Origin of the sequence: Pseudomonas sp. RA_15y_Pfl2_54, assembly GCF_963971015.1 — a bacterium.
Classification (GTDB): domain Bacteria; phylum Pseudomonadota; class Gammaproteobacteria; order Pseudomonadales; family Pseudomonadaceae; genus Aquipseudomonas; species Aquipseudomonas baetica_A.
The window spans coordinates 77269-90486 of sequence record NZ_CAXAPN010000018.1 but is presented as its reverse complement, the minus strand read 5'-3'; the positions used below and the strand labels follow the sequence as shown (position 1 = coordinate 90486).

The following is a 13218-nucleotide window of genomic DNA, read 5'->3' as shown; positions in this document are numbered from 1 at the left end:
TCACGCGTCCTTCTGCTTGGTGCCGAAGATCTTGTCACCGGCATCGCCCAGCCCTGGGATGATGTAACCGTGTTCGTTCAAGCGTTCATCGATGGACGCGGTGTAAATGGTCACGTCCGGGTGAGCCTTTTCTACGGCGGCGATGCCTTCCGGCGCGGCCACCAGCACCATGGCGCGGATGTCCTTGCAACCGGCCTTCTTCAGCAGGTCGATGGTCGCGACCATGGAACTGCCGGTGGCGAGCATCGGGTCGATGATCATGGCCAAACGTTCATCGATTTCCGGAACCAGTTTTTCCAGATAGGTGTGTGCTTGCAGGGTTTCTTCGTTGCGGGCAACGCCCACAGCGCTGACCTTGGCGCCCGGGATCAGGCTCAGCACGCCTTCAAGCATGCCGATGCCGGCGCGCAGGATCGGCACCACGGTGATCTTCTTGCCAGCGATTTTCTCCACCGACACCGTGCCGCACCAACCGGCAATGTCGTAGGATTCCAGCGGCAAATCTTTTGTAGCTTCGTAGGTCAACAGTGCGCCGACTTCCTGAGCAAGCTCGCGGAAATTCTTGGTGCTGATGTCGGCGCGGCGCATAAGACCGAGTTTATGACGGATCAGCGGATGGCGGATCTCAAGGATGGGCATGGGAAAGGCTCCGGCGGCGGGCAAAAAAACCGGCCTAGATTAATCTATCCGAGGGTGATGTCCTATAGGACATCGAGTACGTTAGTCCATAAAGGCTTGATCTGGCCTCGCTTGATGCGTACCTTTGCCCGCTTTTCCTGATTCCGCCACCCCTTGGAGAGCACCATGTCCGCTGATCTCGAGCATATCCGTCAAATCATGCGAGAGGCTGACTGCCTGTACACCGAGTCTGAAGTCGAGGCGGCCATCGCCCGCGTCGGTGCACAAATCAACGAACAACTGGCTGATAGCAATCCGGTGGTGTTCTGCGTGATGAACGGTGGCCTGATCTTCTCCGGCAAACTGCTGACTCATCTGAGTTTCCCGCTGGAAGCGTCCTACCTGCACGCCACCCGCTATCGCAACGAAACCAGCGGCGGCGACCTGTTCTGGAAAGCCAAGCCGGAAGTCTCGTTCATCGACCGCGACGTGCTGATCATCGACGACATCCTCGACGAGGGTCACACCCTGGGCGCGATCATCGACTTCTGCAAACACGCTGGGGCGCGCAAAGTGCACACCGCCGTGCTGATCGACAAGGATCACGACCGCAAAGCGCGTCCTGACCTGAAAGCCGATTTCGTCGGCCTGCCGTGCATCGACCGTTACATCTTCGGTTACGGCATGGACTACAAAGGCTACTGGCGCAACGCCAACGGGATCTTTGCCGTCAAAGGCATGTAACCCACGCCTTGATCTAACGGCGGGAACGGGCTTGCTCGCGAAGGCGTCGTGTCAGTCAATATCATTGACAAGGGACACACCGCTTTCGCGAGCAAGCCCGCTCCCACAGTTGTTTGGTGTGCGCTGATCGATTTTCATACACCCCATGCTAGAGTGCTCGGCCCCGCCCCCGGAGCCTGTCATGAGCCTCTTGATCCGCAGCTTTGCCGCCCTGTTGCTGACCCTAAGCCTGCCTCTGGCCGCCGCGCCGATGCACAGTCAATTCCTGCCGCCGGACGACCTGACCCTGCGCGCTGCCGCGCCCGAACAGCAGCAACTGCTGCAAGTGACCGACTATTCGGTGGTCGTGGGGGCGCAACGCCCATCCAATCAGCAGCCGATTCCGGTCACCTCGTCCCTGATGATTCGCCTCAAGGGCAAACCCCTGAACAAGGGCGCGACGATCGCTCAGGTGCTGGTGAGTTTTGATGGCGAAAGCAAAAGCCTGAAAAAACCGGTTTACGACGATAAGGGCAAGACGCTCACCCTGTTTTACCCGTTGTCGCAATACCGCGTGGTGATCGACTTGCTGCGCCACGATACCGTGTATGTGCAGTTCCTCAGCTACGCCAACGGCCATGTCTGGGCCGATTTGCACACCGGGGCCGTTCGATCGCGTTGAGCCCGGCGGCGGGGCAGGGGTAAACTGCCGACCCCGTGTCATGTCTGCGAGCTGGAGTCGGCAATGCGTAAAGATAAGAAACAAGTGATTGGTGACGAGATTGGCGATGAGCAGATCAAGCTGTTCCTCGATTTTGAACCGATCGATGCCACTTCGCCGTCGCTGCACAAATTGATCAAGGCGTACCGAGGCCTGCGCATCGATGACTTCGAGCGCTTTCTGACGTTCTTTGTCGCGGCGGGTTACGACGTGGATGGCAAGGATGAGCAGGGCCAGACATTCGTTGACCACATCAAGGATCAGCGCAACGCTGCTGACTACATCGAATTGATCGAAAAAGCCCGCGGCTAAAAACCCAAGGCACAAAAAAACGCCCCGCACTCACTGAGTGCGGGGCGTTTTTTATGCGGCAAGATCAAGCGTAGCTTGGGGTCTCGCTGCTTTCTTCAACCAGTTCCAGGGCGATGTTGTTCTGCGTGTTGATCTTGCGATACAGCGCCGCATCGGTTTCCAGGACTTTTTCACGGGCCGGGAAGATTTCGGCCAGTTTGGCCGCCCACTCACCCTTGGCCTTGCCCGGGAAGCACTTCTCGATCAGTTCGAGCATGATCGAAACGGTCACTGATGCACCCGGCGAAGCACCGAGCAGGGCGGCGAGGGAGCCGTCCTTGGCCGAAACCAGCTCGGTACCGAATTGCAGGATGCCGCCCTTTTTCGGGTCTTTCTTGATGATCTGTACCCGCTGACCGGCCACTTCCAGGCGCCAGTCTTCGGCTTTCGCCTCAGGGTAGAAGCGGCGCAGGGATTCCAGGCGCTGCTCCATCGACTGCATCACTTCGCTGACCAGGTATTTGGTCAGGTCCATGTTGTTCTTCGCCACCGCCAGCATCGGCCCGATGTTGCCGGCGCGAACCGACATCGGCAGGTCCATGAAGGAGCCGTGCTTGAGGAACTTGGTGGTGAAACCGGCGTATGGCCCGAACAGCAGGGATTTCTTGCCATCGACCACGCGGGTGTCCAGGTGCGGCACCGACATCGGTGGCGAACCCACCGCTGCCTGGCTGTAGACCTTGGCCTGGTGGTGTTTGACCACTTGCGGATTATCGCAACGCAGCCACTGGCCACTGATCGGGAAACCGCCGAAACCTTTGCTTTCTTCGATACCCGAAGCCTGCAGCAACGGCAGTGCCGCGCCACCCGCGCCGAGGAAAACGAATTTGGCGTCGACTTCACGGCTGCTGCCGCTGTTGACGTCCTTGATGCTGACGGTCCAGCCGGCGCCGTTACGCTTGAGGCCGGTGACGCGTTTGCAGTATTTGACTTGAGCGTCGGGGGCGCTGGTCAGGTGCTTGAGCAACTGATTGGTCAGAGCGCCGAAATTGACGTCGGTACCGTTCATCACCCGGGTCGCGGCGAGCACTTCGTCCGGCGCGCGCCCCGGCATCATCAACGGCATCCACTCGGCCATTGTGGCCTTGTCTTCGGTGTATTCCATGTCGGAAAACGCGTGGTGCTTGTGCAGCACATCAAAGCGTTCCTTGAGGAAGGAAACGCCTTTGTCGCCCTGCACGAAGCTCAGATGCGGGACCGGGCTGATGAAGGATTTGCACGAGCCGAACGTGCCTTTCTTGGTCAGGTACGACCAGAACTGCTTCGACACCTCGAACTGGGTGTTGATGTGCACGGCTTTCTTGATGTCGACGGTGCCATCAGCCGCCTGCGGCGTGTAGTTCAGCTCACACAGGCCAGCGTGGCCGGTACCGGCGTTGTTCCATGGGTTGGAACTCTCGGCAGCACCGGAATCCATCAGCTCGACAACTTCCAGCTTGATCGCCGGATCGAGCTCTTTGAGCAGTACGGCAAGGGTGGCACTCATGATGCCGGCCCCAACCAGAACTACGTCGACTGCTTCGTTATGCGCCATTTAACGCGTCTCCAAAATCTGCAGCACCAAATTGTCGGCATGGCTGCCAGGCATTCAAGGGCAGGTCAGTAAACCCAGGATGCCCATGGTCAGGTTCGCCATGTCCGAATCTTCGCAATTTTTCGCAACTTCGACGGACGCATGCGGCCTGGCTTTACGAGCTCCATGAACTCATTTCAGCGCGCGGCTGGCAATTCGACTTATGGTCGAGACATCCGTTTTGTGCAACCAAATCCGTAGCGGACAGGCTTCAGGCTCTGGTATTCGAGGTATACCCGGTCCTGTGTCGTTGGGCTGTTTCAGACGCTAATGGTGCATGTTCAGACGCAAAACTATTCATTTGCTCGCCACACTCTTGTGAAGTTGTGAAAACCCGTTTTTTTCACGCTCTTTTGAAGACGTGAACCTCAAAAAAGGGCTGTCCAAGCCTGGCAACCTGCCCGAAGGGGCAAAACATCTCGGTGGCCGAGCGTAATGACAGCTCTGCAGATTCGCGAAAAGCGGGTTTTTGCCGCAGGAACAGGCAAGCACGCCAACTTCACTCGATCTGTGTGGGCGGCTCTCTGTGGGCGATTTGGATGTCGATGCATGCGCATTGACGCTGTTGCGGGGCCCGATCAGGAGACGTCCTTATAATCGGGGGGAGATTGTATCGAAGAAATGCGCGGAGTTGGTTGTGTTTAATGACTTTTATTAGGCATCCGGTCAGATGCTCAACTGGACCTGAGCGTTTGCGCGCGGTTGACGCGGGGCGATCCGGGCGCTGGCAGGCAGCGGTTTACGCAACCAATTGAGGCGGATTTCTTCGATTTCCACCCATCCGTCGCCCATTGGCTGCAGGCTGCACTGCTTGAACGCCTGGCAGTGGCCGTTGCGGTCGAGCAGGGCAAAGCAGCGGTGCAGCGGGCGTGGGGCGAACAACGAGATCAAATAGCGCATGGCCGAGTACCTTGTTGGAGGACTGGTTCGAGCTTGCCCGCAGGCCGTGACGTCAAGGTGTATGGGCGGTGAACAATCTGTGACAGGAACCGCTTTCATCAGGGTTTGTCAGACATTTCAGTATTCATTGTGCGGTGCTGGTTCCGCGCAGTGGCCCACCGCTATACTGCGGGCCTGTTTGTGCCTGATTCTGGAGAAAAGAGCATGTTGCAACGCCTGTTGTTCGGTTTGATCACTGTGGCCGGTTTGACTCTGGCCGGCTGCGCCCACAGCCCGCAACAACTGAGTCCGGAACCGAAGCTGACCACGCAACTGGCGGCGGTCGGCCGTGGCCAGCCTGTGGTGGTGCGTGTGGTCGACGGTCGTCCGTCGCCAACCCTGGGCACCCGTGGCGGTCTGTACCCGGAAACCAGCGTCATCAGCGTGCAGCGCGAGCAGATCCTGCCCAAGTTGCAGGCTCAGGCTGAAGCCGCCGTGCGTCTGCTCGGGTTCACCCCGACCAACAACGCACCGAACGCACCGCAGTTGACCGTGACCCTGGCGGAGCTGAAATACCAGTCGCCGAAAGAAGGCATGTACGTGACCGAGGCGACTATTGGCGCGACCTTCCGCTCCGACGTGCAGAACGCCAACCGTCGCTACAGCGGCCGTTACGGCGCTTCGCTGGATCAGCGCTTCGGCATGGCGCCCAACCAGGAAACCAACACCAAACTGGTCAGCGACGTGTTGAGCGATGCGTTGACGCGTCTGTTCAAGGACCCGACCGTGGGTCAGGTCCTCGCCGAGTAAGCTTTCGGCGCAGATAAAAAAGCCCGGTGCCAGTGATGGCTCCGGGCTTTTTTGTGGGCGCTGTCTTTGAACCTTGCACAAATCCCCTGTGGGAGCGGCGGCGGGTCAGGCGGCTTGAGAATAGAAATCGAGAACGCTCACGCCTGTCAGCAGATCCGTCTCCGGCAAATCCGCATGCTGATGCCCGCCGAGGGCGCAATACACCAGCCAGTGGCGATCCTGAACATTGAAGGCAAGGCTGCCGACGAGACTTTGCTGATCGTCGTAGGGGGTGATGAGGTACAGGCGATCCTGGTTTTCAGCGTGAAGCATGACGTGTTCCGTGTCGGTTTCGAGGCGCGCATGGTGGTGCATCCACATGACGAAGCCGTGACACAGGACAGCCATCGGTCGATTGATGCGTTATTTGTCGTAAAGGGGAGGCGTCGAAGGTATGTTTCGGTAAAATCCGCGCCGCGGTCGTCGCGCCTGGCGCCTGCCACACCGATTAAGTTTGAGGGTCTGTGATGTCGCTGCACTTGATGACGCTGTTTACCGCCCATCCCGCCAAATTGATCAATCTGCTGGCACTGTTGCTCGCGTTTCCGGGCAGTTGGTTGCTGCACGCGACCCGCCGCCGTGAACAGCGCGCCATGGCCAGTATCGCGGCCCAGCGTCAGGCTCAGCCCAATGCCGAACCGATTCTGGATTGGGCAACGCTGCGCATGAATCGGTTTTTCTATCGCTTTGGCTTTGCCTGCCTGGGCCTGGCACTGCTCATTTCGTGGATCAGCACGCGCTACTGATGATTTTCAGGCATGAAAAACGGCGCTCGAGGGCGCCGTTTCTGTATCTGGCCGACGCCGCTTACAGCGCTAACCCAGCCTTGACCCGGTACTGATTGCGCACCGGCGTTGCATATTGCAGCACCAGATACGGGCGATGCTCTTCAGGGCAAGCATCCAGTCGGCTCTGCCACTCTTCTTGCGCCTTGGCCAATTCATCGGCCGGGAATACCTCCGCAGCCTTCGGCACGTTCACTTGTGGATCAGCGTCCGCCCACTGCGCATAGGCCAGGTAATGCACCGGGAACAGGCGGTAGCCGCCCAGAATCTGCTTGTCCATCTCGATCGCCAATTGCTTGGTGTCTTCGAAGCACTCGGTGATCGGCGCGGCAAAGTTCACATGCACCCGGCCCTTGTAGCCGGTGATGCCCTTGGCGATGCTCACGTCATCTTCGCCCGGCACTTTGGCGTAGGTGCCGGTGGTGGCGCGGATGTACAGCTCGCGGGCCTTGGCCTGGTCGCAGGGGTCGTATTCGTAGCTGATCGACACCGGGGTGACGTTCAGTGACTGAATCACTTCGCCGAACGGTTCGTCCTTGCGGCTCATGTGGAACATTTTGAGGATCGCCGACTCGGTGCGGTCGTCGCCATCCTTCGCCCGGCCTTCGGCCTGCGCGATCCAGATCGAGGCGCAGTCGTTGCGGATCGAGTGGTTGATGTAGGCCGACAGCAACTGGTACGCGGCCATTTTCTCGCGGCGCCCGGTGATCGAACGGTGAACGATAAAACTCTTGTTCAGGCGCATCAGATCGCTGACGAACGGCTTTTGCAAAAGGTTGTCGCCGATGGCGATACGCGGGGTCGGCAGGCCGGCGTGGTACACGGCATAGTTGACGAAGGCCGGGTCCATCACGATGTCGCGGTGGTTGGCGATGAACAGATAGGCACTGCCTGACTTGAATTGCTCGACACCGGTGTAGGTCACGCCATCGGTGGCGCGCTCGATGGTGTGGTCGACGTAGAACTCGACTTTATCTTGTAAGGTAGCTACCGAGTTGACGCCGGCGAACTCACGACGCAGCCGATGGGCTATAAGGGGTTTGAGCATCCAGCCGAAAGGACCGGCAAAACGCGGGAAGCGGAAGTGGGTGAGGATATCTAGAAACGCCTTGTCGCCGAGCAGTCTTGCCAGTACCGCAGGTACTTCGCTGTCGTCGTAAGGTCGGATGGCATCGAATTCGCCCATCATGCTCTCTTGTTGGAAACGGCTAGGGTAAGTAAAGGTTTTGATCGAAAACCCGCGGGGCACGGTCTGAAAAGGTAGCCAGACAAAAATAGCCCTGCAAATAGACCGGCGATTATACGCACAAGTCACTTGGGAGACCGCGATGCTGGAAACCGCTGAGTATGAATGTCCGTATTGTGGTGAAGATGTCGAGACGACGCTGGATCTGTCTGGCGGCGACCAGACCTACATCGAGGACTGTCAGGTGTGTTGTCGGCCGATCACATTCGTATTGCAGGTTCACGAAGAAGAATGGCACCTGGAAGTCTTCAGCGAAAACGAGTGAGGGGCGCCCATGCAGCGAATCTACGAACCGGAGAGCCTGATGGAAGGCGAAATGCTCAAAGGCATGCTCGCCAGCGAAGGTATTGAAGCGCACCTGGTGGGCCGGGATCTGCTCGGCGGCACGGGTGAATTGCCGATTTTTGGACTGCTGGGGCTTTCGGTGGATAACGATCAGGCCGAGTACGCCCGCGAACTGATCACCGCGTACAATGCCGCGCTGCCGCTGCCCGGCGATGAACCGGAGAGCTTCCCCGGGACGCTGGTCTGTTAGGCTGACGTTCGTTTTACTTCTGAGTCGTGTTGCCCCATGTGTGGACGTTATGCCCTGTTTCGCTGGAACCGCGACTTCGCGGCGCTGCCTGGTTTTCCCGCCGATCAACAGGCGCAGTGGAACATTTCCCCCAATGATTCGGTGTTGATGCTGCGCGCCGAGGCCGACGGCCAGCGCACGCTGGCCCGGGCCCGATGGGGGCTGACGCCGCCGTGGTTGACCGATTTGTCGAAAACACCGGCGCATGCCCGGGCAGAAACAGTGGCCGAACAGCCGATGTTTCGCGAGGCACTGCGCCTGCGTCGCTGCCTGCTGCCGGCCAACGGCTTTTACGAGTGGCGGGGTACCCAACGCAAACGCCCGTACTGGCTGACGCCGGGGGAGGGTTCTTCGCTGTTTTTTGCGGCGATCTGGGAGGCATATCCGGTGCAGGAACAGGTGTGGCTGAGTACCGCCGTCATCACTCAGCCGGCGGCCAGTCAGCGCCGGCCGTTGATTCTCGATGAGGCGGGGCAGGCCGCTTGGCTCAATCCCGAAACACCGTTGCATGTGTTGCAGGGTTTGCTGGCCAGTGAGCCTGCCGCGCTGCGCGAGCGGGTGCTGGCGAATCTGATCAATGATCCGAAGCTCAATGGGCCGGAGTGTCTGACCCCGGGGTAGTGCGTTGACTGCATTGACGCCTTGGCGCGCAAGCCCGCGCCCACCATTGGAATTCACTCCAGGGTGGTAGCGGGCTTGCTCGACAAGGCGCCTTTGGATCAGACCTTGAACTGATTGATCAACCGCCGCTGCTGCTCCGCCAGTTTGGTCAGGTCGGCACTGGCCGAACTCGACTCATCCGCGCCGCCCGCCACCTCATTGGCCACCTGGCCAATATTGATCACGTTGCGGTTGATGTCATCGGCCACCGCGCTCTGCTCCTCGGCCGCACTGGCAATCTGCGTATTCATGTCGTTGATCACCGACACCGCCTGGGTAATCGTCTCCAGCGCCTCGGCCGCTTTCGAGGCGTGCTGCACGCTTTCGTCGGTGCGGTTCTGGCTGTCTTCCATGACCCGCACCACATCGCGGGTGCCCTGTTGCAGTTGCTGGATCATGGTCTGGATTTCTTCGGTGGCTTTCTGGGTTTTCTGCGCCAGATTGCGCACCTCGTCCGCCACCACCGCAAAGCCGCGACCTTGTTCGCCGGCACGCGCCGCTTCGATCGCCGCGTTCAGCGCCAACAGGTTGGTCTGTTCGGCGATCCCGCGAATCGCGGTGAGGATCGCGTTGATGTTCTCGCTGTCCTTGGCCAGGGTTTGCACCACACCCACAGCCTTGCCGATTTCCACCGCCAGCACGCCAATCGAATGGGAGGTATCGCGGACAATCTGCATGCCCTGGCTGGCGGCTTGATCGGCATGGCTCGCTGCTTGCGCCGCTTGGGTCGCGTTGCGCGCCACATCTTGCGCGGTGGCGGTCATTTCCTGCACGGCGGTGGCGACCTGATCGATCTCGGCCATTTGTTTCTGGATGCCGATGTTGGTGCGAATCGCGATGTCGGCGGTGTGTTCCGACGAGTCGCTGACGCTCTGCACCGACGTCACCACTTGGGTAATCATCGCCTGCAACTTGCTCAGGAAGGTGTTGAAACCCTTGGCAATCGAACCCAATTCGTCGCTGCGATCACTGCTCAAGCGACGGGTCAGATCACCTTCACCCTGGGCAATGTCATCCAGCATCGCGACCATCTGCTTGAGTGGCCGGGCAATGCCGTGGCCCACCAGCCAGATCACCAGCAGGCCGACGCCAGCGATGATCAGACCGACCATGGCCATGCCGAAGGTGTCGGACTTGCGCTGGGCATCGAGGTCGCCCTGCAGTTTTTGCAGATCAGCCATCACCGCGTTGATCGGCAGTTGCAGCATCAACGTCCAGCGTGCGTCAGTCTGGCCAATGCCGAACGGCAAGTACAATTCGATGCGCCCCTTGTCCTTATTGACGGAGTAGGTGACTTCGCCGCGCTTGAGGTTGGCCATGCTGGCAATCTGTTCGGCGTCGAGAATGTCGCTGACCTTTTCGCCGAATTTGCTCGGATCCTTGGTGTAGGCGACGATCCGGCCATTGCTGCCGATCAGGGCCATTTCTCCGGCGCCGCTGTAGAGTTTCTGATTGGCGCCCAGGAGCATTTCCTGGATGAAGTTCACCGACAGGTCGGCGCCGACGATGCCCTGGAATGCGCCGTTGAGCATGATCGGTTCGATAAAGGAGGCGAGCATGACGATCTTGTCGCCGACCTTGTAGGGCGCAGGATCGATCACGCAGGATTTTTTGCGCTCTTTCGAACACAGGTAGTACTCGCTGGCGCGCACGCCGGTGGAGAGGACTTTCTGGTCGTCGACGTCCACCAGTTTGTCCAGGCCCAGGGTGCCGTCGTCGTTGCGGAACCACCATGGCAGGAAGCGCCCGTTGGCTGCGTCGATACCGACGACGCGGGTGCCGACGTAGGCTGCGTCATTGTGGTCCAGTGCGTTTTTTTCCCACGCGATGTAGGTGCCGAGAATCTTCGGGTTCTTTTCGACGTTCTCTTTGATCAGGCTGATCAACTGTTCACGGCTGACGCTCAGGCGTGGCTGGCCATCGGCGCCGGGCGTGCCGAGCAAGGCGTTGACCCGCACCAGCCCGCCGGCAATCAGCAACGGCGCTTCGAGTTCGCGCTGAATCTGGCTGACCTGGGTTTGTGCCAGTGAGGTCAGTCGCTGTTCGATGACTTGTTCAAACTGGGCCTGAGTGCGTTGCTGCACCATTTCCTGAGTGCGGGCGCCAGAGAACAGCGCGTACAGCACCAGCGCGGCAACCACGCTGAGTACGATAGCGCCGGCCAGGGCGGCGACGGAAAACTGGATCGACTTGAACTTCATGGGAGCTCCGCACGCAAGAGGATGTCTGCGGTGATGTATCGGCAGCGGGCAATGAGCCATGAATGGTGCAAGGCGCAATTGGGTGGGGATGTCGCAAATGGATGCGTGCGCGACGCAGTTGTCGGGGGCTTGCGGTCGCTGTGAATTTTTTACGACAGTGCGGGCGGGAAATATCTGAAAGCCGCTGCAATACGTCTGTTGTCTCTGGCGCCAATACCATTACCCGCCTACGATACGCGCACGTTTTCAGGGAGCTTTTGAATGAACAAGACATTGGTTGTAAGTGCACTGAGCGCAGCGCTGTTGCTGGCCGGTTGTCAGTCGGTCAACACCACCAGCGGCGGAGCCGTAGGGGTGGAGCGCAAGCAGTACATGTTCAGCATGCTGTCCTCGCAAGAGGTCGACCAGATGTATGCCCAGTCGTATCAGAAAACCGTCGGCGAGGCGTCGAGCAAAGGCGTGCTGGACAAAACCAGTCCTGAGGCCAAGCGCGTTCAGGCGATTGCCAACCGCTTGATCGCTCAGGCGCCGAACTTCCGCCCGGATGCCGCGCAGTGGCAATGGGAAGTCAATCTGATCAAGAGCGATGAGCTCAACGCCAACTGCGGCCCCGGCGGCAAGATCATCTTCTACACCGGGCTGATCGACAGCCTGAAACTCACCGACGATGAGATCGCCGCGGTCATGGGCCATGAAATTGCCCACGCCCTGCGCGAGCACGGTCGTGAAGCGATGTCCAAGGCCTATGGCGTTGAAATGGCCAAACAGGGCGCGGGCGCACTGTTTGGTCTGGGGCAGGACAGCCTGGCGCTGGCCGACACCGTGGCCAACTACGGCATGACCTTGCCCAACAGCCGAGCCAACGAAAACGAAGCCGACCTGATTGGTCTGGAACTGGCCGCTCGCGCCGGTTACAACCCGAACGCGGCGATCACCTTGTGGAACAAGATGAGCAAGGCTTCGGAAGGTTCTCCACCGGAGTTCATGAGCACTCACCCGGCGTCGAGCAGCCGTATTGCCTCGTTGCAGGCGGCGATTCCGAAGGTCATGCCGCTGTACGAGAAAGCGCCGAAGTCCTGATGGTTTTGCAGCGAGGCTGATTGCCCCTTAGCGAGCAAGCCCGCTCTCACTTTGGAATGCACTCCATAGTGGGGGCTGGTTTGCTCGCGAAGAACGCTGACAGGGTCTATCGACTTACGCCGTCAAACCCAGCCACTGCTTTGCATCGCCTTGTACACCGCAACGACTGCCAAAATCAGGAATGCCGAAGCCGCCAATCGACGGATCAATGTCAGTGGCAGTTTTTCCGCGGCAAAATTACCGGCCAATACCACCGGCACGTTGGCAATCAACATGCCCAGGGTGGTGCCGATAATCACCAGCCACAATTCCGGATATTGCGCAGCCAGCATGACGGTGGCGATCTGGGTCTTGTCTCCGATTTCCGCGAGGAAGAACGCAATCAGCGTCGTGAGGAACGGCCCGAATTTGCGTGCCGTGCTCGCTTCATCGTCGTCCATTTTGTCCGGGACCAGCGTCCACAACGCCGTGGCCGTAAAGCTGGCGGCGAGAATCCAGTGCAGTACCGAATCGGAGAAGAAGCTGCCGAACCAGGCACCGACCGCACCGGCTGCTGCGTGGTTGGCCAGCGTTGCGGCGACGATACCGGCAATGATCGGCCAGGGTTTGCGGAAGCGAGCGGCGAGAATCAGCGCGAGCAGTTGCGTCTTGTCGCCGATTTCGGCCAAGGCAACGATTGCGGTGGGAACGAGTAACGAGTCCAGCATCAGGATTTCCTAAGGGGCGGGTCGACACGGCTATGACACGTACAGCCTTCCCGCCCCGGGTAAGGTGTTCGTGTCATAGGTCTTGTCAAACCCTGCTATCCGTCTGGTGCGGACGCTTGGGTCGCATACGCCATGATCTGAGGATCAAGTATGTTGACGTATGCCGGACGAGCTTGGCGCTCGTGGGAGACTACTCCCCTAGGACGGAGCGGATTCTGCCTAGGCAGAATCCATTCGGCAAGTGCTAATTT

Annotated in this window: 16 protein-coding genes and 1 riboswitch; of the genes, 9 read left to right on the top strand and 7 right to left on the bottom strand. The window is 59.3% G+C overall.

Annotation, left to right across the window (positions count from 1 at the left end):
• Entirely contained in the window at positions 1-639 is a 639-nt protein-coding gene (upp, locus tag AACY50_RS15030) for a uracil phosphoribosyltransferase (RefSeq protein WP_007912842.1), read from the bottom strand.
• 165 nt (positions 640-804) lie between these two features.
• On the opposite strand from upp, the gene AACY50_RS15025 reads away from it, so the two are divergent.
• The 3 genes from AACY50_RS15025 (at position 805) to AACY50_RS15015 (ending at position 2374) form a co-directional block, all read left to right on the top strand.
• Complete coding sequence (locus AACY50_RS15025; RefSeq protein WP_339432187.1) at positions 805-1362, top strand: hypoxanthine-guanine phosphoribosyltransferase; 558 nt, start codon at positions 805-807, stop codon at positions 1360-1362.
• A gap of 181 nt (positions 1363-1543) precedes the next feature.
• On the top strand, positions 1544-2023 hold the full coding sequence (locus AACY50_RS15020) for a hypothetical protein (RefSeq protein WP_339432186.1): 480 nt from the start codon (positions 1544-1546) through the stop codon (positions 2021-2023).
• Positions 2024-2086: 63 nt separating this feature from the next.
• Complete coding sequence (locus AACY50_RS15015; protein ID WP_339432185.1) at positions 2087-2374, top strand: PA4642 family protein; 288 nt, start codon at positions 2087-2089, stop codon at positions 2372-2374.
• A gap of 64 nt (positions 2375-2438) precedes the next feature.
• Here the strand turns inward: AACY50_RS15015 and mqo are convergent, their stop codons facing one another.
• Complete coding sequence (gene mqo / locus AACY50_RS15010) at positions 2439-3947, bottom strand: malate dehydrogenase (quinone) (RefSeq protein WP_339432184.1); 1509 nt, start codon at positions 3945-3947, stop codon at positions 2439-2441.
• Positions 3948-4652: 705 nt separating this feature from the next.
• A complete protein-coding gene (locus tag AACY50_RS15005) occupies positions 4653-4886 on the bottom strand; it encodes a hypothetical protein (RefSeq protein ID WP_339465315.1) in 234 nt (77 codons plus the stop codon).
• A 204-nt stretch (positions 4887-5090) separates the two neighbouring features.
• Here AACY50_RS15005 and AACY50_RS15000 point away from each other — a divergent pair, with 204 nt between their 5' ends.
• Positions 5091-5675, top strand: coding sequence for a YajG family lipoprotein (locus tag AACY50_RS15000; RefSeq protein WP_221731543.1), 585 nt, complete (start codon positions 5091-5093; stop codon positions 5673-5675).
• Between the two features lie 105 nt (positions 5676-5780).
• On the opposite strand, the gene AACY50_RS14995 is transcribed toward AACY50_RS15000, so the two are convergent.
• Entirely contained in the window at positions 5781-5987 is a 207-nt protein-coding gene (locus AACY50_RS14995; protein ID WP_016770662.1) for a hypothetical protein, read from the bottom strand.
• Between the two features lie 194 nt (positions 5988-6181).
• On the opposite strand from AACY50_RS14995, the gene AACY50_RS14990 reads away from it, so the two are divergent.
• Positions 6182-6460 carry a hypothetical protein gene (locus tag AACY50_RS14990; protein ID WP_221731542.1) on the top strand — a complete coding sequence of 93 codons (279 nt, stop codon included), beginning with the start codon at positions 6182-6184 and terminating at the stop codon, positions 6458-6460.
• Positions 6461-6521: 61 nt separating this feature from the next.
• Here AACY50_RS14990 and AACY50_RS14985 read toward each other — a convergent pair whose 3' ends face one another.
• Positions 6522-7685: a 1-acyl-sn-glycerol-3-phosphate acyltransferase gene (locus AACY50_RS14985; protein ID WP_339432182.1), complete on the bottom strand. Its 1164-nt coding sequence runs from the start codon at positions 7683-7685 to the stop codon at positions 6522-6524.
• Positions 7686-7827: 142 nt separating this feature from the next.
• Here AACY50_RS14985 and AACY50_RS14980 point away from each other — a divergent pair, with 142 nt between their 5' ends.
• The 3 genes from AACY50_RS14980 to AACY50_RS14970 are packed head-to-tail and all read left to right on the top strand — an operon-like array spanning position 7828 to position 8940.
• Entirely contained in the window at positions 7828-8010 is a 183-nt protein-coding gene (locus AACY50_RS14980; protein ID WP_339432181.1) for a CPXCG motif-containing cysteine-rich protein, read from the top strand.
• Positions 8011-8019: 9 nt separating this feature from the next.
• Positions 8020-8280, top strand: a complete 261-nt coding sequence (locus tag AACY50_RS14975; RefSeq protein ID WP_215502366.1) for a putative signal transducing protein — start codon at positions 8020-8022, stop codon at positions 8278-8280.
• 36 nt (positions 8281-8316) lie between these two features.
• Positions 8317-8940 carry an SOS response-associated peptidase gene (locus tag AACY50_RS14970; RefSeq protein WP_339432179.1) on the top strand — a complete coding sequence of 208 codons (624 nt, stop codon included), beginning with the start codon at positions 8317-8319 and terminating at the stop codon, positions 8938-8940.
• Between the two features lie 98 nt (positions 8941-9038).
• Here AACY50_RS14970 and AACY50_RS14965 read toward each other — a convergent pair whose 3' ends face one another.
• Positions 9039-11180: a methyl-accepting chemotaxis protein gene (locus tag AACY50_RS14965; protein WP_339465311.1), complete on the bottom strand. Its 2142-nt coding sequence runs from the start codon at positions 11178-11180 to the stop codon at positions 9039-9041.
• A 261-nt stretch (positions 11181-11441) separates the two neighbouring features.
• Here AACY50_RS14965 and AACY50_RS14960 point away from each other — a divergent pair, with 261 nt between their 5' ends.
• Entirely contained in the window at positions 11442-12260 is an 819-nt protein-coding gene (locus AACY50_RS14960; protein WP_339432177.1) for a M48 family metallopeptidase, read from the top strand.
• Positions 12261-12382: 122 nt separating this feature from the next.
• Here the strand turns inward: AACY50_RS14960 and AACY50_RS14955 are convergent, their stop codons facing one another.
• On the bottom strand, positions 12383-12967 hold the full coding sequence (locus AACY50_RS14955) for a TMEM165/GDT1 family protein (RefSeq protein ID WP_221731535.1): 585 nt from the start codon (positions 12965-12967) through the stop codon (positions 12383-12385).
• 87 nt (positions 12968-13054) lie between these two features.
• Positions 13055-13179, bottom strand: a riboswitch (yybP-ykoY riboswitch).
• Positions 13180-13218: the final 39 nt, after the last annotated feature.

Coding starts and splice junctions, on each gene's coding strand:
- AACY50_RS14955 (WP_221731535.1), bottom strand. CDS start 12,967: ATGCTGGACTCGTTACTCGTTCCCACCGCAATCGTTGCCTTGGCCGAA.
- AACY50_RS14975 (WP_215502366.1), top strand. CDS start 8,020: ATGCAGCGAATCTACGAACCGGAGAGCCTGATGGAAGGCGAAATGCTC.
- AACY50_RS15020 (WP_339432186.1), top strand. CDS start 1,544: ATGAGCCTCTTGATCCGCAGCTTTGCCGCCCTGTTGCTGACCCTAAGC.
- AACY50_RS14985 (WP_339432182.1), bottom strand. CDS start 7,685: ATGGGCGAATTCGATGCCATCCGACCTTACGACGACAGCGAAGTACCT.
- AACY50_RS15000 (WP_221731543.1), top strand. CDS start 5,091: ATGTTGCAACGCCTGTTGTTCGGTTTGATCACTGTGGCCGGTTTGACT.
- AACY50_RS14995 (WP_016770662.1), bottom strand. CDS start 5,987: ATGCTTCACGCTGAAAACCAGGATCGCCTGTACCTCATCACCCCCTAC.
- AACY50_RS14980 (WP_339432181.1), top strand. CDS start 7,828: ATGCTGGAAACCGCTGAGTATGAATGTCCGTATTGTGGTGAAGATGTC.
- AACY50_RS14970 (WP_339432179.1), top strand. CDS start 8,317: ATGTGTGGACGTTATGCCCTGTTTCGCTGGAACCGCGACTTCGCGGCG.
- AACY50_RS15005 (WP_339465315.1), bottom strand. CDS start 4,886: ATGCGCTATTTGATCTCGTTGTTCGCCCCACGCCCGCTGCACCGCTGC.
- mqo (WP_339432184.1), bottom strand. CDS start 3,947: ATGGCGCATAACGAAGCAGTCGACGTAGTTCTGGTTGGGGCCGGCATC.
- upp (WP_007912842.1), bottom strand. CDS start 639: ATGCCCATCCTTGAGATCCGCCATCCGCTGATCCGTCATAAACTCGGT.
- AACY50_RS15015 (WP_339432185.1), top strand. CDS start 2,087: ATGCGTAAAGATAAGAAACAAGTGATTGGTGACGAGATTGGCGATGAG.
- AACY50_RS14990 (WP_221731542.1), top strand. CDS start 6,182: ATGTCGCTGCACTTGATGACGCTGTTTACCGCCCATCCCGCCAAATTG.
- AACY50_RS14960 (WP_339432177.1), top strand. CDS start 11,442: ATGAACAAGACATTGGTTGTAAGTGCACTGAGCGCAGCGCTGTTGCTG.
- AACY50_RS15025 (WP_339432187.1), top strand. CDS start 805: ATGTCCGCTGATCTCGAGCATATCCGTCAAATCATGCGAGAGGCTGAC.
- AACY50_RS14965 (WP_339465311.1), bottom strand. CDS start 11,180: ATGAAGTTCAAGTCGATCCAGTTTTCCGTCGCCGCCCTGGCCGGCGCT.